This window comes from Stenotrophomonas sp. MH181796 (assembly GCF_009659995.1).
In the GTDB taxonomy this organism is placed as follows: Bacteria; Pseudomonadota; Gammaproteobacteria; order Xanthomonadales; family Xanthomonadaceae; genus Stenotrophomonas; species Stenotrophomonas riyadhensis.
The window spans coordinates 269,615-291,851 of the sequence record NZ_RAHU01000003.1 but is presented as its reverse complement, the minus strand read 5'-3'; the positions used below and the strand labels follow the sequence as shown (position 1 = coordinate 291,851).

The window sequence follows — 22,237 nt, the reverse complement described above, 5'->3', positions numbered from 1 at the left end:
ATGTACCGATACCTCGCCGTGCTCTGGAACACCCACTCGGATTCCGCGACGACCCAGGCGGAACGGATCGTGGAAAGGATCGGCGCCAGGCTGCCTGGCACCGCCTGCGTGATGAACGGCAACGGTGCGGCGATCCATGTGCAGAGCGACAACCACGGCTATTTCGAATGCGGTCGCTCGAACGCGCTGGTGGTATTGGGCAAGCTGTTCCACAAGACGTTCGGCGAAGGCGCCGTGCCTGGTCGCGTGGACCTCGATGCCGCATCAGCGCATGCCGCCTGCAGCAGCCAGGGCCGCAGCATCATCGAACAGTACTGGGGCCGCTACGTGGCGTTCGGATTCCAGCAGGAAACATCGAGCTGGTTCGTCCTGCGCGATCCCACTGCGGAGATCCCGTGCTACCTGACCACGGTGGGCCAGTTGACGCTGGTCTTCTCCAACATGGAAGACTGCCTGATGCTGGGCCTGCGCGACTTCAGCGTTGACTGGTCCTTCCTGTCGTACTCGCTGCTGTACCCGTTTCGTGATGGCCTGCAGACCGGCTTCGAGGAGGTCACGGCGGTCGAAGCGGGCGAGGCGGTTTCAATCCGCGATGGAGAGCCGGTGGGCCGCCACTGCCAGTGGGACGTGGTGCGACTGGCCCGCGACGCGCCGATCGAGGATCTTCAGGAAGCCGTGTCGCTGGCGCGTTCCACGCTGCTGGGCTGCATCGGTGCACTGGCCAGCCCGCACCGGCGCATCCAGCTGCAGTTGTCGGGTGGGCTGGATTCCTCGATCATTCTGGCCGGCCTGCTGCAGGCGCCGTCGGCACCCGAGGTGACGTGCATCCATCACTACGATGACGGCATTGGCGCCGACGAACGGCTGTTCGCACGGATGGCAGTGCAAGGGGCCAGTGATTCTTCGGGCAGGCGTTGCGAATACATCGAGTACCGAAGGCAGCCTCACTGCGCGCTGGAAGAGATCATGACCTTCCCACGCACGGCCCGGCCGGCGCATTGTTCCGGCTATCTTCTCCACCGCCGTGACGTGGTCTTCGACGGTGACACCGTGCAGTTCACCGGTGTCGGCGGTGATGCGGTGTTCCTGCGCTTCAAGGGCAACGCCGCTGCGATCGACTATGCCTGGCGCCGCGGCATCGACCGGGATTTCTTCCGCGTCGCCTTCGAAACCGCGCAGTCCGGCGATTCACTGTACGGCGTGCTGAAGGATGCGATGGTCCATGGCCTGTTCAAGCGGCCAGGCAGCATCAATGGCCGTTGGGGCAAACCCTGCCCATGGGTGCGGGTGGACCTGTCCGAACAGGATGGCCTGCAGCCGGCCTGGTTGCGGCATGCGCAGGCGCAGGGCCATCACGTATCACCCTACAAGCTGGCCCATATCGGCCGCATGGTGTTTCCGACCAGCGTCCTTGATCCCTTCGAAGGTGCAGGCCACTGGCATGGCGTATCGCCGATCAGTGCACAGCCGCTTGTCGAACTGTTCGCGCGCATTCCGCTGCACCTGCTCATCGCGGACGCGGAAGACCGCACCATCGCGCGGCGTGCAATGAAGGGACTGTTGCCGGATGCGCTGCTGTCGCGGAAGGTGAAATCCTATCTGGATGATCACTCCGTGGCGGTCACCCAAGGGCACCAGCACTTCATCAGGAATCTGCTGGTCGATGGAATGCTGGCCAGGCGCGGCTATCTCGACAGCGCGCTGGCCGATGCGGGCATCCAGCAGGTCGGCCCGGACCACTCGTCGCAGGTGCTCGGCATCTTCGGCCCACAGATCAATATCGAGGCGTGGCTGCGGCGCTGGTCCGGCCAGCGTGGCGCGCAGGCGGCTGCCGTGGCCTAGGCGCTGCGGCTCATCTCTTCCAGATAGAGACTCTCGAGATCGTTCGCGGTGATCGTGCTCGCATCCAGCGTCCTGCGCAGGCGACCGGCCCGCATCAGGCCGATCGTGGTCGCCACCTCACGGGCACGGAACAGATCGTGGGTGGCCATCAGGATCGCCGTGCCGCGATCGCGTTGCCGCACGATCAACTCGTGGAACTCGGCTGACGCCGTTGGGTCCAGGCCCGAGGTGGGTTCATCCAGCAGCAGGGCGCTGGCTTCCTTGACGATGGCCAGTGCGATGCCGACCTTCTGCCGCATGCCCTTGGAATAGAGGCCCACGCGTCGCCCGAATGCGTCGGTCGCCAGACCGGCGGACCTGAGCGCGTCCTTCAGCCGCGCAGGCGAGCGTTCCTCGACACCGGCCAGGCGGGCGAAGTAGTCCAGGTTCTCATAGCCGGTGAGCTCGTCGTACAGCGCCACGGTCTCGGGGATGTACAGCAACCGCCGGCGTACCTCCTGCGGCTGCCGGTGCGCACTGAGACCGTCCACTTCGGCCGCACCGGAGGTGGGTTTCAGAAAGCCAAGGAACAGTTTGATGGTGGTCGACTTGCCGGCGCCGTTGGCGCCCAGCAGGCAGAAGATCTCGCCGGGCTTCACCTCGAAACTGACGTCGTCCAACGCCCGATGTGCGCCGTGTTCCATTACCAGGCTTTTTGCAGACAGCATGTGGACGTCTCCTCAGGGCGTTGCCAGCCGGCTGCGCAATGCACCGGCTGCAAGCAGGACAAGCAGGGTGGCAATGATCAACGCAGCAAGATCGGCCAGGACCCCGGGCTGGACGACGCCCACAGGCTCGCGGTACTGGAAGCGGGGCAGTGCGTCGTACTCTTCAAGGGTCTGCGGCGCGTCACGGTCCAGATAGTCCTTGTGCAACAGCCGTCGTGCCTGCCAGAAGCCGTGGACCTGATGTTGGAAGTCGAGCGCGCGGTCGGCATCCGAGCCTGCGATGCGGTCGAGCGCGTCCTGTGTCGCGACGGCCGGCAGCAGCAGCCGCACCTTGTCCAGAACCTGGCGGTGTGCGGCCTCGGCCTGCGCATGCGAGGCAATCAGGCGCGCCAGCTCCCGGTCAGCTGCAACCCGATCGGCGTACGCCTGGCGCACAGTGTCGGAGATGACGGCGGACGGCGAATTCACTGGCGCCGACGTCGCATGCTCGCGCTGCTGGCGCGTGGCGATGTCGGACTGCATCGCCTTTACCTCGGTGGCGAACTGCATCTGTGACGGCGGCGGCGCGATCAGGTTCACCGTGGCCAGCGCCAGCGACGGCGCCATGACCACGATCAGCAGCCACAGCGCGCCGGCGGCGATGGCCGCCTCGGTGGTACGCCGGGCAAGGCAGCCGATCAGCAGTGCCAGGGCCAGCCAGAAGGCGCCGTACAGCAGGACGGTCAGCGCCAGCATGGCCAGGCCTGCTGGACTGCGCGCGCCGGCCCCGATCGCCGCCACCAGCAGGATGGCCAGCGCGGGCAACAGCACTACCAGGCCGCGCGCCAGGACCTTGACCACCAGCAGGCGTGTTGCCGACACCGGCTGCGACAGCACCAGCGCCGCGATGCCGCGTTCGCGCTCACGTGACCACAGATCGTGGGTGGCCACGAGAATGACCAGCGGCAGCAGGAAGACGATGACGAAGGCGAGGTCGAACCGTCCCGCAGCCCGTGCCGCTGGATTGCCGATGTCGGCCCAGACGTGCTTGAGCAGCTGGGTCGGATCGCCCAGCGCGACCACATCGGCGGTGTAGGGGTAGGCGTCTGCCTGGCCGATCGACAGCGGTGCCATGGCGCCGGGCGCAAGCACCGGCTGTGCACGCGGCAGCACCGAGGGCGCCTTGCCGACGAATGCGCGGCTGTGCTCCTTCGTCTGCTGTTCTTCCTGCTGGATCAGGGCGATGGCCGCCTCGCGCTGGCCCACCCATGCGCGGCCGTTCCATGCAGCGTAGGTACCCAGCGCGAGCAGCAGGACAAGCAGCACCGGCAGCGCTCGATCACGCAGCAGTCGGCGGATCTCATAGCGGGCAATCGACACACCGCTCATGGCGATCTCCCCAGCTTCCGTGCGGAGATGAGCACCACCACGCAGCCCAGCATCAGCCAGGCCAGCAGAATGACGAGATTTCCGCGCTGCGCGGCAGCAGTACCGGCCAGGGTCTGTTGCGGCGGCCGGTACTGCACTGAACGGGTGATGCCGGCGATGTCGGCCACATGCTTTCCGCCCTGCGGCGCCTTGTGCAGCTTCACTTCCTGGTTGAGTGCCTGGATCAACCGATAGCGGTAGTCCTCCACGCCACGCAGGAACGCCAGATGCGCCGGGAAATCCGTGCCGGCAAAGGCGCGCGACCAGGACTGCAGCGCCAACATCGGCGAGACAAGGCCAAACAGGCGCTGGGTGGCGTCCTGCTGCTGGTAGGTGGCATGCAGGCGATCAAAGTGGCGATTGTAGACGCGCGTCGAGTTGGCCTCGGCAAACTCCAGGGCCACGCCGCGGAAGTTCACCGGCAGGTCGTCCACGTTGTCGACCCGGTAGCGCGCCATCAACGTTGCGCGCAGGGCATCGAGGCGTTTGTCGGCCGGATCGTGGCCATCCGCGCCGTTCTCCGCTTCCTCGGTCACGCTGGCCCTGAACGACGGTGCCGAGGGGGTCGGGTACAGGGATTCGGCGATGGCAGGCGCCACCCTCGGCACCAGCAGCGTGGACACCACCCAGAAGCCCAGCAGCACGACCAGTGACGTCCGTGCGGAGCCTGCAAGCGCCGAGACCCCCACGGTCAGTGCGCAGAACACCAGCAGATAGAGTACGTAGGCGGCAGCCAGTGCTAGCAGGGCAGCGAGATCCGCGGCGCCGCCGTACTGGATGGACAGCCCCGGAAGGCTGATCAGCAGCATGGCCAGCACCAGCACCAGCAGCAGCGACGCGGTCGCCAGGGCAATCAGGCGCCCGCAGATCAGCACGCCCGCCGAGGCGCCGGTGCCGAGTTCCTGGCGCAGGGTCTCGCGGGCAATATCGCCAGACAGTGTCGCGAACCCGGCCAGGATGATCAGCAGCGGCGCCACGACCTGCAGCGCCCACGCCGCAGAGAAGCCCTCGAAGCGGCTGAGTGCGGTACCGGCATCAACCGCGCGGTGCCGGGCCGGGTTCTGTGCGTGGCCCTCGATGAACACCGAGGTTCCCAGGTAATCCGTCAGCCCCGGATCCAGTGCAGCCAGCGGCCGCACGGGGGCCGGAATGGCACGCCCGACATGCGCGGCACTGTGCGGGTCGATCGTGCCCTGGCTGTCCCACAACCGCGCCTCTTCCGCGCTCACGGCCTGGCGCTCCTGCGCCTGCAGGGTCAGGCGTGCGGCACCGCTCAGCACCGATGCTCCCGCAATCAGCAACAGGGCAAGGGCGAGCCACAGCACGCGCCGCTCGCGCCACATCAGCGCAAGCTGGGTTGCCGCGACAGCGAGAGCCTGCTGGATGGCCATGACGGTCCGCGACAGGGCAGGGGTATCGGCGCGCATGCGGCGGCCTACCAGCGATGCGTCAGCGTCATGGACAGGAAGCGACCCAGCGCTGTTGCATTGGTGGGGTCATAGCCGGTGTTGATGCTGTTGACGATGAACGGCGGATCCCGGTCGAACAGGTTCTGCACGTTGAACGCAAGCGATGTGCCACGCTGCGTATCTGCCGATGGGCCGAAGTGATAGGCGAGATTCAGATCGACGGTCGTCCAGGAGCTGACGTGCGGCCGCGCGACATTGGCAGGGTCGCGATAACTGTCCACGAAGTTCACGAAGAGCCCGCCCGCTGCCTGCTGCCGGCTGAGCGTGATGCCGCCGCGCATCTTGAGATCCACGGGGTAGTACACCGCGTTCACCGCATCCACCTCGGGCGAGGTACTGGTCACGCGCCGCTTCGATTCGATGATGTACTGCCCGGCCAGGTTCACCGCGATGTGGGTCTGGCCGGCATCGAAGGCATAGGACCCACTGAAGTCCACACCCCGCTGCCGGGTAAAGGCGTTGTTGCGGAAGCGGTTGTCGAGGATCACCTGGCTGTTGCTCTCATCCATTCCAGCCGGCAGCGCGTACGGCCCCACGCGTGAGACAAACAGGCCCAGGCCCGAAATGCCCAGCTGGCGTGCCTGCTGGATCTGCTGTTGCGTGGGGTTGGTGGTCAGGATGTCTGCATAGGGCGCGGTGGACTGCTGGAACAGCGACGGGAAGCTGCCGCCGAAACCACTGCCGATGCGGTCGGCGTATTCGATGTGGTAGTAGTTGGCGTCGATCTTGAGGCCGGGTATGGACGGCGGCGCGAACGAGAAACCGCCGGTCCAGGTCTTGGCACGCTCAGGCCCCAGATCCGGGTTGCCATTGGACAGCATCATCAGGATCGTGTTGCCACCGGGCGCGCCTGGGTTGGGCACGTTCGCCACCACCACGGTGTTGTTCAGCTGCATGTCCTGGTACACCGGCGCCCGGTAGGAGCGGCCGTAGCTGGTACGGAACGAAAGCCCCTGGGTCGCCTCCCACAGCAGGCCGAACTTGGGATTCAGCGTGGAACCGAAATCGCTGTAGTCGTCATAGCGCGCTGCAGCGGTCAGGGACAGGCTGCGCACGCCCGGCAGATCCTTCAGCAGCGGAACGTTGAGCTCGGCAAAAGCGGACCTCACGGTACGCTGCAGGTCGAGCGGCTTTTCCAGGCCGCGGTGATCGACCAGTTCATAGCCGTCGCGGCGGTAGCCCGCACCGAATGCCGCGCGGACCCCACCGGCGGGCAGGCTGAACAGCTCGCCGTCGGCGACCAGGTCCAGGTAACGCGATTCGGAGTTGGTATTCGTGGGCGGCGCGGTACTGGCCGAGCTGCCAGTGATGGTGGTGCGCTGATAGGACACATCGCTCCTGCCGAACCCCGAATCCAGGCGCGCCTGCCACCCGCGTGGAAGATCCAGGGTGAGTCCGGCGAACAGGTCGAACTGCCGCGTGTGCGGGAACAACCGGGTTTCGTCGGCGGTGCCGGAAATGGTGGTGTCCATCTCGCGCTTGGCGAACGAGCCGGTCACGTTCAGGGTCAGCACATCGCTGAGCTGCTGCACACCGTCCACATACAGGCTGTGGCGCTTGGATCCCGGGTAGAGGTCATACGGCTTGACCCGCACGTTCTTCGAAAAGTCCTTGTCCACTGCCGGCAGGTTGCTCTGCTTGAGGAACTCATAGCTGGCCAGCACATGGCCGCCATTCCATGACCAGCCTGCCGACTGCGAGGCCTGGTACTCCTCCATGCTGCCGGCGGTGACAGCGCCGTAGCGCACAGCCGTCTCGTACCCGGTGAAGTCGCGCCGCAGGATGATGTTGACCACGCCGCCGACCGCATCGGTGCCGTAGATGGCCGAGGCACCATCGGTGAGGATTTCCACGCGCTCGACGGCACTGAGCGGAATCAGCGAGACATCCACGTACTGGTAGCGGTTCGATGAGGTCACGCGATGGCCGTTGATCAGGGTCAACGTGGTGCCGGTTCCCAGCCCGCGCAGATTGAGGGCGGTGCCCTGGCCGAAGTTGTTGCCGGTATCGCGGTCGACGCCGAGATTGGCGACGTTGGCACCATTGGCGCCACCGCCGAAGTTCTGCGGCAGCTTCTCGAGCAGCTGCTGCACGGTGGCCACGCCGGTGCGGTCGATGGCCTCCTTGTCGATCACGATCACCGGCGATGCACCGCCGCCAACGGCATCGCGGATGTTGCTGCCGACCACCAGCACCTTGTCCAGGGTGGCGGTCGGCGCCTCGGGCGGTGTGACCGGCGCTTTCGCGCTGCGGTCATTGCCGGGGTTCTGGGCCAGTGCGGGCAGGCTGGCCAGCAAGCCCGCAGCGATGCTGATCGCCAGGCGCGCGCGCGCCATGGCAGTGGATGCGTTCGTCATTCCCCGGTCCATCGATCTCATTGGAGTGTGGCCTGCGGCAGGGTCACGCCGCTCCTGAATAGCGATGTTATATCATATCATTAAGGCGAACGACGGAGAGGGGCCGACCCCATGCTGGAGCGAGGCCAATGACGAAGAACGCCGTTCCGCCTCCCGTGGCGGAGATTCTGGGTGCGTACTGGAAGACTGATCGTCGGCTGTTGCTGCTGATCGCCAGCAGTGTCGTGCTGTCCAGCCTGGCCACTGTTGCGGCACCCTATCTGTTCTCGCGCCTGATCGACCGTCTGCCCAGCGACGGGGTCGGCGCTCTCGCTGGCGGCTTTGTGCTGTATGCGGTCATGCTTGGCGCTGGCAGCGCCCTGCAGAACATCGTGCAGTACCTGTCGTTCCTCAGTGGCGAGAACCTTGGCTTCATCACCAGCACCCGCTACTTCACCCGCCTGCTGAAAAAGACCAACAGTTTCTTCCTGGACCACAACGCGGCCGAGCTGCAGGTGGCTGGCGAAAAAGGCCGCGGGGCGCTGAAGATCGTCGTGCAGCTGGGATTGGTGGCCTTCATTCCCAGTGCGCTGCAGATTTTGCTGACCCTGGTCACGCTGGGGGCGCTGATCAATCTGCAGGTGGTGTTGATCGTGCTGGTCTACGGCGCAGTGGCTGTCGCCCTTTCCGCGATTGCCACCCGGCGTGCGCGGATCCATCGCGAAGCCGCGGTCGAGGCCGGGCAGCAGAACGCCCGCTTCGTCGGCAATGCCATGAATGCGATGGAGACATTGCGGCAGTTCGGTGGCAGCGCCTGGATGGTGCAGCGCTTCGAGCAGAAGGCCCAGGAGGTGCGCGACAGCTGGCGTGCCTATGTACTGCAGCGCATCGGCTTCATCGCGCTGCTGGGCGCCGGCCTGGCTGTCGAGTTCATCGTCACCTTCCAGCTGTTGCTGCCGCGCTACCAGAGCGGCGCGCTCAGCATCGGTGACATCGTGCTGTTCAACCTGCTGCTGCTCCAGCTCAACATGCCATTCGAGATGATCGCCCGCTCGATCGACGACGTCGCGCGCTCCTGGAGCATGCTGGGCCCGCTTTCAACGCTGTGGGCGGCGCCCGAGGAGCAGCAGGTGGCCGATGCCCAGCGCTTCGCCGGGGAAGGCGGCCGCCTGGAGTTCCAGCAGATCAGCCACCGCTATGGCAATGGGCGCGGGGTGAGCGATGTGTCCCTCGAGGCCGAACGTGGCGGCATCAATTTCCTGATCGGGCCGACCGGGGCAGGGAAGTCGACGCTGTTCAAGCTGGGCCTGAAGTCGATCGATCCCCAGCGTGGCCGGATCCTGGTCGATGGCGTTGACCTGTCCCGGATCGACCGTGCGGCGTGGCATGCCGCCGTCGCGGTGGTTCCGCAGGATGTCATCCTGCTCAACGAAAGCCTGGCCGACAACATCCTGCTGGGGCGCGCGCGTGATGATGATCGGCTGCGGCATGCCGCACGCAAGGCTGCGATCCTGCCGTTGATTGAAGTACTGCCCGAGGGGCTGGAAACCACGGTGGGCGAGCGCGGCCTGAAGTTGTCCGGTGGTGAGCGCCAGCGCATCGCGATCGCCCGTGCCCTGTATGGCGAACCGGCCATCCTGTTCCTGGACGAGGCCAGCTCCGCGCTGGATGAGGCCACTGAACGCGAGATCATGGACCACATTCGCGCACTGGCGAATGACGTAACCGTCGTGGCCATCACCCATCGGCGCGGCATCGTGAGCCCGACTGACCGGGTGATCGAGCTGGAGAGTGATCGCTGAGCCAGCGGCGGCATGCGGGCCTCCTGCAGGTTCAAGGGCCGCCGTCGTGCTCAGGCATCGCCGCGCCACTGGCTCATCAACATCTGCAGGAAGCGCTCGGCAGTGGGGGAGAGCAGGGCGCCCCGCCGGCGCACGATGCCGATCGTGCGCGACACCACCGGGTTGCCGATCGAACGCGTCACCAGACTCGGATGATCACCATCGGGCGTGGCCATCTTCGGCAGCACCGATACGCCGATACCTGCCTCGACCATGCCCAGCGACGTGGACAGGTGCGTCACTTCGTAGTGCCAGCTGAGCTTGAGGTTCTCACGCGCCAACGCACCATCCAGCAGCGTGCGGTTGCCGCTGGTGCGGTGCACGGTGATCAGCTGGTGCTCGGCCAGATCCGCCCATTCCACTTTGCGCTTGCGAGCCAGGGGATGATCGCGCCGGCATGCCAGCACGAATGGATCTTCAGCGAGCACGTCGAAATCAAGATTGGGATCGTTCGCGCCCATGAAGTTGATGCCGAACTCGACTTCGCCACGCTCGACCGCCTGCAGGCCTTCGGTGGCCGGAATGTCCAGGATGCGGAAGCGCACATTCGGATGCGCCTCATGGAAGCGCGCCATCACGCTGGGCAGGAAGTAGAACGCTGCCGTCGGCAGGCAGGCGATGGTCACCGTCGCGCCGCGGGTGTCTTCGCGGCCGCGCAGTGAGAACAGCGAGCCATCGAACTCTTCCAGCATGCGCCGCACCAGCGGCAACAGGTTCTCGCCCACCGCCGTCGTGCTGACGCTGCGCGTGGTGCGCTCCAGCAACGGTGACCCCACGGCCTGTTCGAGTTTCTGGATGCGTCGGCTGAGCGCCGGCTGGGAGACATGCAGGATCTCGGCGGCGCGATGGAAGCTGCGGGTCTCGGACACCAGCAGGAACGCGCGCAGATCCAGGATTTCGCAATTGATGCTCATTGGGTATCAATCATCAAAAAATCAGCAATTCACAGATCAATTGGCGCCATGCCAGTATCGAATCACAGAGGGGTCATTCATCCCCTATACGCATCAATCTAGCACACGTATGTCCAACGATCTGCTCAGCATTCCCTGCGTACTCATGCGCGGTGGCACCTCCAAAGGCCCCTTCTTCCTGGCCAGCGACCTGCCTGCGGACATCGCCGAGCGCGATCGCCTGCTGCTGGAAGTGATGGGGTCGGGTCATCCGCTGCAGATCGACGGCATCGGTGGTGGCAACGCGCTTACCAGCAAGGTCGCCATCATCGACCGTTCCAGCCGGCCCGAGGCCGACGTGGACTACCTGTTCGCCCAGGTGCGGGTGGAGCAGCAGGTGGTGGATACCTCACCGAACTGCGGCAACATGCTGGCCGCCGTGGGTCCGTACGCCATCGAGCGTGGACTGGTGCAGGCGCAGGACCCGCAGACGCAGGTGCGCATCCACAACGTCAATACCGGCAAGTTGATCATCGCCACAGTGGAAACGCCTGGCGGCACCGTGGTGTATCGGGGTGACACGCGCATTGCCGGCGCGCCGGGCTCGGCCTCGCCGGTGCGGCTGTCGTTCCTTGACGCGGCAGGTGCCCGGACCGGCAAGCTGCTGCCCAGTGGCAATGCTGCGGAAACCATTGACGGCGTGGCGGTCAGCCTGGTGGATTGCGCGATGCCGATGATGCTGGTGCGCGCCGAAGACCTGGGGGTGCGCGGTGATGCTTCGCCGGCTGAGCTGAATGCGAACAGCGCCTTGCTGGCGCGACTGGAGGCGCTGCGCATCGAGGCGGGGACCCGCATGGGCATCGCCGATGCCGGCAACAAGGTCATCCCGAAGCCGGTGCTGCTGTCGGCACCGCAGCATGGGGGCGATCTGCAGGTGCGCTATTTCATGCCGCACCAATGCCATACCGCATTGGCGATCACCGGCGCGGTTGGCCTGGCCACGGCGGCGGTCACCCCAGGCACGCTGGCCCACACTTTGGTCGGATGCGTGCAGTTGCCCGGCAGCATTACCCTCGAACATCCGAGCGGGGCCCTGGAGGTGGGCCTCAGTCGCAGTTCGGGCGACACGCCAGTGGTTGCCAGCGTGGTGCGTACCGCACGCCGCCTGTTTGAGGGCCGTGTATTTGCGACTACGCCGGCATCTGCCATGGCCAGTTCCACCCAAGCCCGCCAATGGACGTCAGCGGCATGATCTGAACGCGGTCGGCCGGCGCAGGCGCGCCTGTCTGCCATTACAACGTAGATGCTTCACTCCTGGGAGGGATGATGTACAAGCAGTTCTTCATGGCCGCGCTGTGCGCGGCGGGCCTGGCCGCGGCCGGGTGCAGCAAGCCCGACGGCGATGCAGCTGGCACGTCCGCACGCAGCAGCGAAGGTGCCCCGGTGCGCATCAGCGTCGGCTCCTACAACCTCAACAACCTGCCGTTCTTCATCGCCGACGCCAAGGGCTATTTCAAGGACGTCGGCCTCGAAGTGAAGACCGAGAACTTCGCCCAGGGTGGCTCCAAGGTGCTGCAGGCACTCGTGGCCAACTCCACCGACGTGGCGGTCGGCTTCTACGACCACACCATCCAGATGCAGGCCAAGGGCAAGGACGTGGTCGCCTTCGTGCTGCTCTCGCGCAACTCCGGCCTGGTGATGGCGGGGCGCGAGAATGCAACCTTCGATCCAGCACGCCCGGAGACCATCAAGGGCCAGAAGGTGGGCATCACCGCACCCGGCTCGTCGTCGGACTTCTTCGTTCGCCATTTCCTGGCGCAACACGATATTCCGGTCGACAGCATCTCGCTGATCGGCGTCGGCTCCGGCGCCGCAGCGGTTGCCGCACTGGAGCAGGGCAAGATCGACCTGCTGGTGAACTACGACCCTGCCGCCACCCTGATCACCGAGCGCAAGGTCGGCAGGATCATCATCGATGCCCGTAGCGACGACGGTGCCCGTCAGGTCTATGGCGGCCTGTATCCGACCTCGGTGATGTATGCCAACCAGAGCTTCCTCGACAAGCGCCCCGAGGCGGCGGAGAAGATCGCCCGCGCCGAGCAGATGGCACTGAAGTTCATCGCCGACAGCAGCGCCGAGGACATCGTTGCGGCACTGCCGGACAGCTACGTGTCTGGCGACCGTGCCACCTATGCACGCGCCGTGGAGAATGCGCGCGCGATCTTCACCCGCGATGGCCGTTTCACCCCCGCCGACCTGGAAACACCGCTGAAGGTACTGCGCGAGTTCAACACGGATGTGGCCAGCGCCAACATCGATCTCTCCAGGACCTACACCAATGCCTTCGTCGAGCGTGCCAACGCCGCGGCGCCGGCAACCCAACCGTAAGCGGAGGTAATCCCATGGCCCTCAATGCCACCGTGCGCCAGTTCAACGGCGCGCCGCAGCTGGAGCCTGCACAGACCATGGTCGCCATCAACAAGGTGACCATGTCCTTCGGTGAATTCACTGCCGTCCGTGATGTCGACATCCAGGTGGGCAATGGCGAGTTCCTCGCCATTGTCGGGCCCACCGGCTGCGGCAAGAGCACCATCCTCAATTCCGTGGCCGGCCTGTTGAAGCCTTCTTGCGGGCAGGTCAGCATCGACGGCCGCGCGGTCAGCGGCGTGCAGGAATCGGTGGGCTACCTGTTCCAGCAGGATGCACTGCTGCCGTGGAAGACCGCATTCCAGAACGTCGAGCTGGGCCTGCGCTTCCGCGGTGTCGCCGAAGCCGAACGCAAGGCCAAGGCCAATGCCTGGCTGGCCAAGGTTGGCCTGACCGGATTCGAGCATCGCTATCCGCACCAGCTGTCCGGTGGCCAGCGCAAGCGCGTGCAGATGGCGCAGGCACTGATCGTGGAGCCGAAGGTGATCCTGATGGATGAACCGTTCTCGGCACTGGACATCCACACCCGCCACCTGATGCAGAACGAGCTGCTGCGCCTGTGGCAGGAGGATCGGCGCTCGGTGATCCTGATTACCCACGACCTCGAAGAAGCCATTGCCCTGGGGGACCGCGTGGTGGTGCTGTCGTCCGGGCCGGCCAGCCGGGTCGTGCGCAGCTTCGATGTGGATCTGGAGCGCCCGCGCAACGTCGCAGAGATCAAGCTGGATGACCGTTTCACTGACCTGTACCGCGACATCTGGGCCTGCCTGCGCGGTGAAGTGGAGAAGAGCTATGCACGCCAAGACTGACAAGTTCATCCAACTGGCCCTGGTGGTCGTCGTGTTCGGTGGCTGGGAGGGCGGCATCGCGCTCGGCGTGATCGATCCGTTCTTCTTCCCGTCGCCAACGGCGATCGTGCAGCAGGCCTGGACCTGGCTGTCCGACACCTCGTTCTACCAGCATGTCTACATCACCCTGACCGAGACCGCGCTGGGCTACATCATCGGCACCGGGCTGGGTGTGGCCGGCGGTGTTTGGCTGGGCCTGAGCCGGCGCTCGGCACGCATCCTGGATCCCTTCATCAAGGGCTTCAATGCGATCCCGCGCGTGGTGCTGGCACCGATCTTCGTGCTGTGGCTGGGCCTTGGTCTGTGGTCAAAGGTCGCACTGGCCGTAACGCTGGTGTTCTTCACCACGTTCTTCAACGCCATGCAGGGCGTGCGCGAGGTCAATCCGGTGGTGCTGGCCAATGCGCGCATCCTTGGTGCCGGACGCAGCGACCTGTTGCGCCACGTGTACTTCCCGGCGGCCGCCAGCTGGATCCTGTCCTCGCTGCGCACATCGGTCGGCTTCGCCGTCGTCGGCGCCATCATCGGCGAGTACCTCGGTGCTTCGGCCGGCCTCGGCTACCTGATCGCTCAGGCCGAGGGCAACTTCAATGCCGTAGGTGTGTTTGCCGGCATCATCATCCTGGCCGCCTTCGTGCTGGTCATCGACGCGCTGCTGGACGTGGTCGAGAACAAGCTGATCACCTGGCGTCCCAACGCCCAGGCACAGGCCACCAGCTGAGCACGGCCGCCTGAGCCTGCCTGTCGCGCCGCCGGCCTGATCCGGCGGCGCGCACCTCCCCGTCATTCCCCCGCATCACCGCAACAGGCCAGCGCCAGGCCAGGGGGCCGGCTGGCCGGAGAGAGAGCCATGAAACACTCCAGTGTGCTGCCACGCGCAGCGCTATCGGTCGCGCTCGGCCTGCTGCTGGCCAGCGGCCCTGCAGGTGCACAGGCCGTGTCATCCCCGCCGGTGCCCCTCAGCCAGGCAGAACTGTCACGCCTGGTGCAGCAGCAGGCACTGCAGATCCAACAGCTGGAAGCGCGCCTGCGGGCAGTGGAGGGCGAGCAGGGCATTGCGGCCATGCGGCCCGCCCCGCCCGAGCCTGCAGTGGAGGCGCGGGTCGCCGCACTGGAGTCCGGCCAGTCCAGGCTGCCCAAGGTATCGTGGTCCAAGGGTGCCCCGGAATTCAGCAGTGCTGACGGCACTGTGGCTTTCCGCCCACGTGGACGCCTGTTCGTCGATGCCTCCAGTACCGACGGCGCCACCGTGGGCGATCGCAACATCTCCGGCACCGAGATCCGCTCGGTGCGCCTGGGTGCGGAAGGGCGCTACGGCATCCTCGGCTGGGCGGTGGAGGGTGACTTCGCCGACAACGCAGTGGCTTGGAAGTCGGTCTATGCCACGCTGGATCACACCTTGTTCGGGTTGCCAGCCGACCTCACCATCGGCAACCGCCTCAACGACCGCGGCATCGACGGCTCCAGCAGCACATCCAACACGCCGTTCCAGGACCGCAACGTCGTGGGCACGTTGATGCTGCCGCAACGCGGCCTGTTCGGCGTGGGCCTGACTGAACGTGTTTACGGCAAGGGTTGGCATGCCAGCCTGTCGGTGGCCGGCAATGACCTCAACAATGCAGGCACCGACAACGACAGCCAGACCTGGGCCACGCGCGTGCACTGGAATCCCGTGGCCAGCGACCGCGCCACCGTGCACCTGGGCGCCTGGGCCTTCCACGAGGAGATCGCCGCGGGCGCGAGTGGCGTCGTTCGCAGTTCGGCCATCGCAGGGCACTTCAACGACCTGGTGAAGATCGCGCCGGGCACCTTGTCGGGGGCTGATCGCAGCACCGCCTACGGCGCAGAGCTTGCCGGCTTCTTTGGCCCGGCCTGGGCGACCGGCGAATGGGGCACGCGCAACCTGCGCGGCGCCGACGCCAGCGGCCGTTACGATCTGGACCATCAGGCCTGGGCGATCTCGGCCGGCTGGTTCCTGGCCGGTGCGATGCCGGCCTATTCGGGCAAGGCCGGTACATGGGGCCGGGTGAAGGTGGCCGATCCGGTCACCCGCGGCGGTGCCGGCGCGTGGGAGTTGAAGGGCCGCTATGAGGACGTGGACTATGCCGAGCTGCCCACTGGCGGAACAGGGCATGCGTGGACGCTGGGCGCGAACTGGTATCTCAACGATTTCAGCCGCGTGATGTTCGAAGCGATCCGCTGGCAGACCCACAATCGCAGTGGCACCGGGCAGGGCAGGGACGAGGGGACCACCTTCAATACCCGCCTGCAGGTGGCCTTCTAGCATCTGCGTGCCGAATCCTGTGTGCCGCTTGCGTCGATCAGAGCAGCAACAGCGCCCCGATCAGCGCAGGCGGCATCACCAGCGCACCGACGCGCAGGAAGTCGAGCGCGCTGACATGCTCGCCCTCGCGGCGCAGCGCCACCAGCCACAGCATCGTGGCCAATGAGCCGGTCACCGACAGGTTGGGGCCCAGGTCCACGCCGACCAGCAATGCGGCGCGGGTCTGTGCCGGCAGTTCGGCCATCTGGCCCAGCGAGCCTGCGGCGAGGCCGACCGGCAGATTGTTGGCCACGTTGCTCAGCAGCGCGACCGCGCCACCGGCCAGCCAGCTGGCCTGGTGTGGGGAAGCCTGCGCAACGGCCTGCAGCGCGCTGGCCGCCGTCTGGATGACACCGGTCTGGGCCACTGCTTCCACCAGCACGAACAGGCCGGCCACCAGCGGCAGCACGCCCCAGGACACATGGCGCAGCAGCGGCAACGGACTGCGCCGCTGGCGCATCGCCACTACTGCCACACTCAGCGTGCCTGCGCAGAACGTGGCCAGGCCGAGCGGGCCGTTCAGTGCGGACGTCACCAGCAGCACGGTGCCGGTGAACAACACGCCCAGCGCGCTCAGCCGGCCACCTTCGGTCAGCGGGCGATGCTCCGGCGCCGCCACCAGCGGCTGCGCGATCTCGCGCCGATGCACCCAGCGCAGCACCAGATAGGTGGCACCGATCGCGGCCAGTGACGGCAACGCGAACTGCGCCAGCCACTGCATCAAGGGTGGCATGTGCTGGCCGTACACCACCAGGTTGGCCGGGTTGGAAATGGGCAGCACGAAGCTGGCCGCATTGGCGATGAAGGCGCAGACGAACAGATAGGGCAGGGGGTTGGCGCGGGCGGCCTTGCAGGCGGCGTAGACCGCCGGGGTCAACACCACCGCTGTGGCATCATTGGAAAGGAACACAGTCACCAGCGTGCCGACCAGGAACACCAGGTCGAACAGGCGTCGTCCCGAGCCTCCCGCATGACGGACCGCATACAACGCCAGCCAGTCGAACAGGCCTTCGCGCCGGGCCAGCTCGGCCAGCACCATCATGCCGACCAGGAACAGATAGACATCGCGGCCCTCGGCCACCGCGTGCAAGGTCGTGCCGAACGACACCGCTCCCAGCAGTGGAAGCAGAATCGCCGCCCCCAGTGCCCATACGTACTCCGGAATGCGGAACGGCCGGAACAGCAGGCCGAGGGTCGCCACGGTCACGGCCGCCCAGATGAGGAAAGAGGAGCAGGAAGCGAGCATCGGGCGGGGTGTCTCAGCGGCGCCGACGCGTACCTCAACAGGACGCGCCCGCTGCAATCACGGTGGTTCGGGGAAGGCGGCATCATACCCTGCGAGCCGCGCCCTGGCTGTAGCGCCGAGCCCAGGCTCGGCTGTTTGCCGCGTGCCGCTGGCACGCACGCTCCGCGAACGTTTTCTTCGGGCGTTCTTCACCACCACCCCGCATAAGGTGGGAGCCATTCAAGGCGTTGCGGTGGACTCAACGATGTTCGAATACCAGGACTGGACCTTCAACGCCAATGGCCGAACCCTGGTGGCCCGGGTGGAACTGGATGGCGACGGCGGCGGCACCATCAACCGTTACCGGTTGACCCCCGGGCCTGCCCAGTCCGGGCTGTGCATCAAGGTGGCCTCGCAGGAGGAAGCCGCCAAGAGGCTCGAAACCGAGGTGGAGAAGCTGCTCGGCCCAGAGTGGTAAAAAGGGCTTCGCTGCGGCAGAAGCGTTGTGAGGTTGCCAGCGCCACTCCGCAATCTCAGTCCATGCGACGGCCGACCGTATTCTTCCGGCCATGCATTCGCCCTCCAGCCCTCCCGATTTCATGACGGCCCGCCGGCCCTCCGGCTGGGTGCAGAGCGGTGACCGCTGGGACCTGTGGTGGAACGGCCGCTGCGTGGCCAACGTCGTGCCGCATGCCGTGCTCGGTGTCCGCCTGTTCCTCGACGCGCGGAAAATGTCACAGACCAAGGTGGTGGCTGCCGCGAATGCGCGGCAGGCCAAGCGCTACGCCGAACGCTGGTGCGCCGCCCGGCTCTGCCCGCAGTTGCGGCTGCGCGATGCGGTGGCGCGGCTGCTGGATGCCGGTACTCCACCACCTTCCGCGCTCACGCGGGAGCAGCGGCAGCAGGCCCGCCGCCTGGCCGAGGCCGGGTCGCGCGAGATGGGCCGGATCAAGGAGGCGCTGGCGCTGAGACGGACCCCTGCGATGTCGCGAGCGCAGGAGCAGGCACGCCCGCTACCCAGATAGAACCTCGGCCACGTAGTCCTGCGCGCACCTATAATGCCGCCCCCGGGCCCGATCACTTGCTGATCAAGGCACCTGCCGGGTCTACCTGCGGCATCCATCTGGAGTTGATCAAGAATGCAGACGTTCACGGAAGAATGGATTGGCGCCCTGCGGCGCGTCGCACTCTGTGCGGGACTGGCTGCCCTGGCCTGCAGCACGCCTGCGCTTGGCAATGACAACGCAGCCGAGCGGGATCGGGTGATGACTGCGGCGAAGGCCGGCAACGCGGAAGCCCAGAATGAACTTGGAGACAGGTATCTGCGCGGCGCAGGCGTCGACAGGGACGCAGCGAAGGCAGCGGACTGGTACCGCAAGGCGGCCGATCAGGGCTATGCGCCGGCACAATCCATGCTGGGTGTGCTGTATCTGCGAGGCAATGGCGTGCCGAGGGATTCCGCTCAGGCCCTGCACTGGGTACGCAAGGCTGCCGATCAGGGCAATGCGGACGCACAGTCCGATCTCGGGATCATGTACCTGCAGGGCCTGGGCCTGCAGCAGGATGATGCCCAGGCTGTCCTGTGGCTCCGGCGAGCCGCTGAACTCGGCTCGCCAGCCGGGCAGTACAGCCTTGCCAATCTCTATCAGAAGGGACGCGCCGGCCTCACGAAAGACGAGGCCCAGGCCATGCAGTGGTATGCCAGGGCAGCCGTGCAGGAGCTCGGCCTGGCGGGAGTCAAGGAGGCCCGCCTGGAGCTGTGCCTGAATCGCAAGGAGAACGAGGTGTGGTGTGCCGAGATGGACACGCCCGGCGCGTTTGGCCCGGTTGAAGCATTCACAGCGGCTGCCGATGGCGGTGATGTGGAGGCGCAGACCAGGCTCGCCCTGATGTATGCCAAGGGTATCAGCGTAGAGAAGGATGAGGCCCGATCCGCCGACCTGTATCGCAAGGCGGCAATGGCGGGCTACGCGCCTGCACAGGCCGAGCTGGGATACCTGTACTCCATCGGGCATGGGGTGCCCAAGGACCAGGATGAGGACATCTACTGGACCTGTGAGGCTGCAGCGCAGGGAAATCGCAGGGCGATCCGCAATCTGGCCATCAAGCAGACCTACGATCTGTTCGATCCGAAGCAGTGCCCCGAGCGGCGCGCGCGCAAGCGCTGAGTGCCGATGCGTCCGGACCCCGCACAGAGGTCCGGACGCAGATCGCTTGCAGCGGTTACGCCGAGAGCTCCTCGCGCACGATCCTGGCCCCTTCGCTGAGCGCCCGCAGCTTGCCCCGTGCCACGTCACGCGCCAGCGGCGCCATGCCGCAGTTGGTGCTGGGATAAAGCTTGTCGGCATCCACGAACTGCAGCGCCTTGCGCAGGGTGTTGGCCACTTCCTCAGCCGTCTCCACCGTGCTGGAAGCCACGTCGATGGCGCCCACCATCACCTTCTTGCCGCGCACCAGCTCGATCAGATCGATCGGCACGTGCGAGTTGTGGCATTCCAGCGAGATGATGTCGAGGTTGGAGGTCTGCAGCTTCGGGAACGACTCTTCATACTGGCGCCATTCCGAGCCCAGCGTCTGCTTCCAGTCGGTGTTGGCCTTGATGCCGTAGCCGTAGCAGATATGCACGGCAGTCTCGCACTTCAGTCCTTCGATCGCACGCTCCAGTGCGGCCACGCCCCAGTCGTTCACTTCGTCGAAGAACACGTTGAAGGCGGGCTCATCGAACTGGATGATGTCGACGCCAGCGGCTTCCAGCTCCTTCGCTTCCTCGTTGAGGATCTTCGCGAACTCCCAGGCCAGCTTCTCGCGGCTCTTGTAATGCGCGTCGTACAGGGTGTCGATCATGGTCAACGGGCCGGGCAGGGCCCACTTGATCGGTTGCGTGGTCTGCCGGCGCAGGAACTTCGCATCCTCCACGAACACCGGCTTGGGCCGGCTCACGGCGCCGACCACGGTCGGCACGCTGGCGTCGTAGCGGTTGCGGATGCGCACGGTTTCGCGCTTCTCGAAGTCGACGCCGCTGAGATGCTCGATGAAGGTGGTGACGAAGTGCTGCCGGGTCTGCTCACCGTCGCTGACGATATCGATGCCGGCGTGCTGCTGTTCCTGCAGGGACAGGCGCAGGGCATCCTGCTTGCCTTCGGTCAGGCCTTCATCCTGCAGCTTCCAGGGTGACCAGAGCTTTTCGGGCTCTGCCAGCCAGGAGGGCTTTGGCAGGCTGCCGGCGGTGGAGGTGGGGAGCAGTTTCTTCGTCGACATTGCGTCTTGTGTCCTGGGGGCGAATGGAAAATCGATGGATCAGCGGGCAGCCCACTGTTCAAGCACGGCGCGGTACGGCTTGATGAAGTGCTCTTCGGTGAACCTGCCCTGCTTGACCGCCAGCTGGCTGCGCTCTTCGCGGTCGTAGACGATGCGGGTGGAGGAGTAGTCCTGGTGCTTCAGGCTGGGCTGGTAGACCTTGCCGGCCACGGAGTTGGCGTTGTAGATCTCCGGGCGATAGATCTTCTGGAAGGCTTCCATCGTGCTGATGGTGCCGATCAGCTCCAGGTTCGAGTAGTCGCCCAGCAGGTCGCCCTGGAAGTAGAACGCCAGCGGCGCAACACTGCCCGGTGGCATGAAATAGCGCACCTGCAGGCCCATCTTGTCGAAGTACTGGTCGGTGGGGGAGAACTCGCCTTGCCGGTACTCCACGCCCAGGATGGGATGGTGGTTCTCGGTGCGGTGGTAGGTCTTGCTGCTGGAGACGCTGATGCAGATCACCGGCGCCTTGCTGAAGTTGGCGCGGTAGGCCTCCGATTCCAGGAAGTGCTGGAACAGTTTGCCGTGAAGATCACCGAAGCCTTCCGGAATGCCGAAGGTTGCCTTTCCCTCGTTGCTGGCCGGCAGCACCACGCTGAAATCGTAGTCACGCACATAGGACGAGAAGTTGTTGCCGACGATGCCCTCGGTGCGAGCGCCGGTACGCGTGTCGACAATGGTCGGGCGCAGCACTTCGATCAGCGGGAACGGATCGCTGCCATCGGCTCCATCGATGTGCATCTCCACCGAGATGATGTCCAGCTCAACGGCGTAGCGGTCCGCGCTCGGGTTGTCCCAGTGCGCCAGGTCGTTGAAGCGGTTGTTGATCATGCTGATCGTGTTGCGCAGGTTTTCCTGGCGGGATGCGCCACGGGCCAGGTTGGCGAAGTTGGTGGTGATGCGCGTGCCGTCAGCGGGCTGGTAGTCCTCGTTGAAGGGGATGCGCGTGATGCTGAAAGTGAAGGTGTCGGTCGTCATGGGCGGCGTTCCGGGTTGCGGGGGTGACATCCGAATGCAGGTCGCTGGCATTCGGCATTCAGAGGACTGCAGCGGCCTCGGCGGCAGCGGGCGCTGCACGATGGGACAGCGCAAGCAGGGGCAGCGCCCGCTGCACCGCCAGCCGTGCACGCTGGATCAGGGCGTCGTTGTGCACGCGGCCCTCGGCGAAATCGCGGTCGGTGGCGTACACGCCCAGGGGCAGGGTGCGGGCCTGGAAGAAACTGAAGAGTGGCCGCAGCTGGTGGTCGATCACCAGCGCGTGGCGCTCACTGCCGCCGGTGGCGGCGAGCAGGATCGGGGTGTCGACCAGTGCGTCCTGGTGGATGAAATCGAAGAAGTGCTTGAACAGGCCGGTGTACGAACCGCGGTAGACCGGCGTGGCCACCACCAGCACGTCCGCCTGTTCAACGGCAATCAGCTGCTGCTCCACGCTGGCCGGCAGTTGCGAGCGCCACAGCGCACCGGCCAGTTGCGGCGCCAGCTCGCCCAGCTCGATCAGGTGCGGTTCGCAGGCAACGTCCTCGCCGATCAGGTCCAGCAGGTGCTCGGCCAGGGTTGCAGCCCTGGAGGGGCGCTGCAGTCCGCCGGAGACGGCGACGATACGGAGGGGGCGGGTCATCTGT

Annotated in this window: 18 protein-coding genes and 1 pseudogene; 10 read left to right on the top strand and 9 right to left on the bottom strand. The window is 65.8% G+C overall.

Annotated elements, in window-relative coordinates; translation table 11 throughout:
* Window positions 1-1,842, top strand: a complete 1,842-nt coding sequence (locus D5301_RS08765) for an asparagine synthase-related protein (protein ID WP_153855381.1) — start codon at window positions 1-3, stop codon at window positions 1,840-1,842.
* On the opposite strand, the gene D5301_RS08760 is transcribed toward D5301_RS08765, so the two are convergent.
* From D5301_RS08760 to D5301_RS08745, 4 genes are read right to left on the bottom strand one after another with little or no spacing between them, the layout of a single operon-like run.
* A complete protein-coding gene (locus D5301_RS08760) occupies window positions 1,839-2,549 on the bottom strand; it encodes an ABC transporter ATP-binding protein (protein WP_153855380.1) in 711 nt (236 codons plus the stop codon). The two genes, D5301_RS08765 and D5301_RS08760, sit on opposite strands and share 4 nt — an antisense overlap.
* Window positions 2,550-2,561: 12 nt before the next feature.
* The gene (locus D5301_RS08755) at window positions 2,562-3,917 is read right to left on the bottom strand and encodes an ABC transporter permease subunit (RefSeq protein ID WP_153855379.1); all 1,356 of its coding nucleotides are present in this window, start codon (window positions 3,915-3,917) and stop codon (window positions 2,562-2,564) included.
* Window positions 3,914-5,383 (bottom strand): DUF3526 domain-containing protein, encoded by a 1,470-nt coding sequence (locus D5301_RS08750; RefSeq protein ID WP_153855378.1) that lies wholly within the window; start codon window positions 5,381-5,383, stop codon window positions 3,914-3,916. The genes D5301_RS08755 and D5301_RS08750 overlap by 4 nt, the downstream gene beginning before the upstream one ends.
* An 8-nt stretch (window positions 5,384-5,391) precedes the next feature.
* Window positions 5,392-7,782: a TonB-dependent receptor gene (locus D5301_RS08745; protein WP_228756363.1), complete on the bottom strand. Its 2,391-nt coding sequence runs from the start codon at window positions 7,780-7,782 to the stop codon at window positions 5,392-5,394.
* Window positions 7,783-7,910: 128 nt separating this feature from the next.
* Here D5301_RS08745 and D5301_RS08740 point away from each other — a divergent pair, with 128 nt between their 5' ends.
* Entirely contained in the window at window positions 7,911-9,563 is a 1,653-nt protein-coding gene (locus tag D5301_RS08740) for an ABC transporter ATP-binding protein (protein ID WP_153855377.1), read from the top strand.
* A 50-nt stretch (window positions 9,564-9,613) separates the two neighbouring features.
* On the opposite strand, the gene D5301_RS08735 is transcribed toward D5301_RS08740, so the two are convergent.
* Complete coding sequence (locus D5301_RS08735; RefSeq protein WP_153855376.1) at window positions 9,614-10,516, bottom strand: LysR family transcriptional regulator; 903 nt, start codon at window positions 10,514-10,516, stop codon at window positions 9,614-9,616.
* A 109-nt stretch (window positions 10,517-10,625) separates the two neighbouring features.
* Here D5301_RS08735 and D5301_RS08730 point away from each other — a divergent pair, with 109 nt between their 5' ends.
* The 5 genes from D5301_RS08730 to D5301_RS08710 all read left to right on the top strand — a co-directional run bounded on the left by D5301_RS08730 (window position 10,626) and on the right by D5301_RS08710 (window position 16,054).
* Window positions 10,626-11,747, top strand: coding sequence for a 4-oxalomesaconate tautomerase (locus D5301_RS08730; RefSeq protein ID WP_153855375.1), 1,122 nt, complete (start codon window positions 10,626-10,628; stop codon window positions 11,745-11,747).
* A 74-nt stretch (window positions 11,748-11,821) separates the two neighbouring features.
* Entirely contained in the window at window positions 11,822-12,883 is a 1,062-nt protein-coding gene (locus D5301_RS08725; protein ID WP_153855374.1) for an ABC transporter substrate-binding protein, read from the top strand.
* A 14-nt stretch (window positions 12,884-12,897) separates the two neighbouring features.
* A complete protein-coding gene (locus D5301_RS08720) occupies window positions 12,898-13,731 on the top strand; it encodes an ABC transporter ATP-binding protein (protein WP_153855373.1) in 834 nt (277 codons plus the stop codon).
* Complete coding sequence (locus tag D5301_RS08715; RefSeq protein WP_153855372.1) at window positions 13,715-14,491, top strand: ABC transporter permease; 777 nt, start codon at window positions 13,715-13,717, stop codon at window positions 14,489-14,491. Before D5301_RS08720 ends, D5301_RS08715 begins: the two co-directional genes overlap by 17 nt.
* 129 nt (window positions 14,492-14,620) lie before the next feature.
* Window positions 14,621-16,054 carry a porin gene (locus D5301_RS08710; RefSeq protein WP_153855371.1) on the top strand — a complete coding sequence of 478 codons (1,434 nt, stop codon included), beginning with the start codon at window positions 14,621-14,623 and terminating at the stop codon, window positions 16,052-16,054.
* A gap of 37 nt (window positions 16,055-16,091) precedes the next feature.
* Here D5301_RS08710 and D5301_RS08705 read toward each other — a convergent pair whose 3' ends face one another.
* Window positions 16,092-17,339 (bottom strand): arsenic transporter, encoded by a 1,248-nt coding sequence (locus D5301_RS08705; RefSeq protein WP_153855370.1) that lies wholly within the window; start codon window positions 17,337-17,339, stop codon window positions 16,092-16,094.
* Window positions 17,340-17,481: 142 nt separating this feature from the next.
* Between D5301_RS08705 and D5301_RS08700 the strand changes: the two genes are divergently transcribed.
* The 3 genes and pseudogenes from D5301_RS08700 (at window position 17,482) to D5301_RS08690 (ending at window position 19,486) form a co-directional block, all read left to right on the top strand.
* Complete coding sequence (locus tag D5301_RS08700; RefSeq protein WP_228756362.1) at window positions 17,482-17,796, top strand: hypothetical protein; 315 nt, start codon at window positions 17,482-17,484, stop codon at window positions 17,794-17,796.
* Window positions 17,797-17,887: 91 nt separating this feature from the next.
* Window positions 17,888-18,289: pseudogene (locus D5301_RS08695) on the top strand (hypothetical protein); the annotation flags it as partial.
* A 168-nt stretch (window positions 18,290-18,457) separates the two neighbouring features.
* Window positions 18,458-19,486 carry a tetratricopeptide repeat protein gene (locus tag D5301_RS08690; protein ID WP_153855368.1) on the top strand — a complete coding sequence of 343 codons (1,029 nt, stop codon included), beginning with the start codon at window positions 18,458-18,460 and terminating at the stop codon, window positions 19,484-19,486.
* 55 nt (window positions 19,487-19,541) lie between these two features.
* Here D5301_RS08690 and D5301_RS08685 read toward each other — a convergent pair whose 3' ends face one another.
* Genes D5301_RS08685 through msuE form a run of 3 tightly spaced genes read right to left on the bottom strand, consistent with a single transcriptional unit; the run spans window position 19,542 to window position 22,233 of the window.
* Window positions 19,542-20,576 (bottom strand): methionine synthase, encoded by a 1,035-nt coding sequence (locus D5301_RS08685; RefSeq protein WP_153855367.1) that lies wholly within the window; start codon window positions 20,574-20,576, stop codon window positions 19,542-19,544.
* Between the two features lie 39 nt (window positions 20,577-20,615).
* Window positions 20,616-21,593, bottom strand: coding sequence for a DUF1852 domain-containing protein (locus tag D5301_RS08680; RefSeq protein ID WP_110714320.1), 978 nt, complete (start codon window positions 21,591-21,593; stop codon window positions 20,616-20,618).
* Between the two features lie 58 nt (window positions 21,594-21,651).
* A complete protein-coding gene (gene msuE, locus D5301_RS08675; protein WP_110712388.1) occupies window positions 21,652-22,233 on the bottom strand; it encodes an FMN reductase in 582 nt (193 codons plus the stop codon).
* Window positions 22,234-22,237 lie beyond the last annotated feature (4 nt).

Bases quoted from the DNA above. Each gene is read 5' to 3' on its own strand.
- D5301_RS08760 (WP_153855380.1), bottom strand. From the start codon at position 2,549: ATGCTGTCTGCAAAAAGCCTGGTAATGGAACACGGCGCACATCGGGCG.
- D5301_RS08710 (WP_153855371.1), top strand. From the start codon at position 14,621: ATGAAACACTCCAGTGTGCTGCCACGCGCAGCGCTATCGGTCGCGCTC.
- D5301_RS08690 (WP_153855368.1), top strand. From the start codon at position 18,458: ATGCAGACGTTCACGGAAGAATGGATTGGCGCCCTGCGGCGCGTCGCA.
- D5301_RS08685 (WP_153855367.1), bottom strand. From the start codon at position 20,576: ATGTCGACGAAGAAACTGCTCCCCACCTCCACCGCCGGCAGCCTGCCA.
- D5301_RS08720 (WP_153855373.1), top strand. From the start codon at position 12,898: ATGGCCCTCAATGCCACCGTGCGCCAGTTCAACGGCGCGCCGCAGCTG.
- D5301_RS08755 (WP_153855379.1), bottom strand. From the start codon at position 3,917: ATGAGCGGTGTGTCGATTGCCCGCTATGAGATCCGCCGACTGCTGCGT.
- D5301_RS08680 (WP_110714320.1), bottom strand. From the start codon at position 21,593: ATGACGACCGACACCTTCACTTTCAGCATCACGCGCATCCCCTTCAAC.
- D5301_RS08745 (WP_228756363.1), bottom strand. From the start codon at position 7,782: ATGACGAACGCATCCACTGCCATGGCGCGCGCGCGCCTGGCGATCAGC.
- D5301_RS08725 (WP_153855374.1), top strand. From the start codon at position 11,822: ATGTACAAGCAGTTCTTCATGGCCGCGCTGTGCGCGGCGGGCCTGGCC.
- msuE (WP_110712388.1), bottom strand. From the start codon at position 22,233: ATGACCCGCCCCCTCCGTATCGTCGCCGTCTCCGGCGGACTGCAGCGC.
- D5301_RS08750 (WP_153855378.1), bottom strand. From the start codon at position 5,383: ATGCGCGCCGATACCCCTGCCCTGTCGCGGACCGTCATGGCCATCCAG.
- D5301_RS08730 (WP_153855375.1), top strand. From the start codon at position 10,626: ATGTCCAACGATCTGCTCAGCATTCCCTGCGTACTCATGCGCGGTGGC.
- D5301_RS08735 (WP_153855376.1), bottom strand. From the start codon at position 10,516: ATGAGCATCAATTGCGAAATCCTGGATCTGCGCGCGTTCCTGCTGGTG.
- D5301_RS08715 (WP_153855372.1), top strand. From the start codon at position 13,715: ATGCACGCCAAGACTGACAAGTTCATCCAACTGGCCCTGGTGGTCGTC.
- D5301_RS08705 (WP_153855370.1), bottom strand. From the start codon at position 17,339: ATGCTCGCTTCCTGCTCCTCTTTCCTCATCTGGGCGGCCGTGACCGTG.
- D5301_RS08740 (WP_153855377.1), top strand. From the start codon at position 7,911: ATGACGAAGAACGCCGTTCCGCCTCCCGTGGCGGAGATTCTGGGTGCG.
- D5301_RS08765 (WP_153855381.1), top strand. From the start codon at position 1: ATGTACCGATACCTCGCCGTGCTCTGGAACACCCACTCGGATTCCGCG.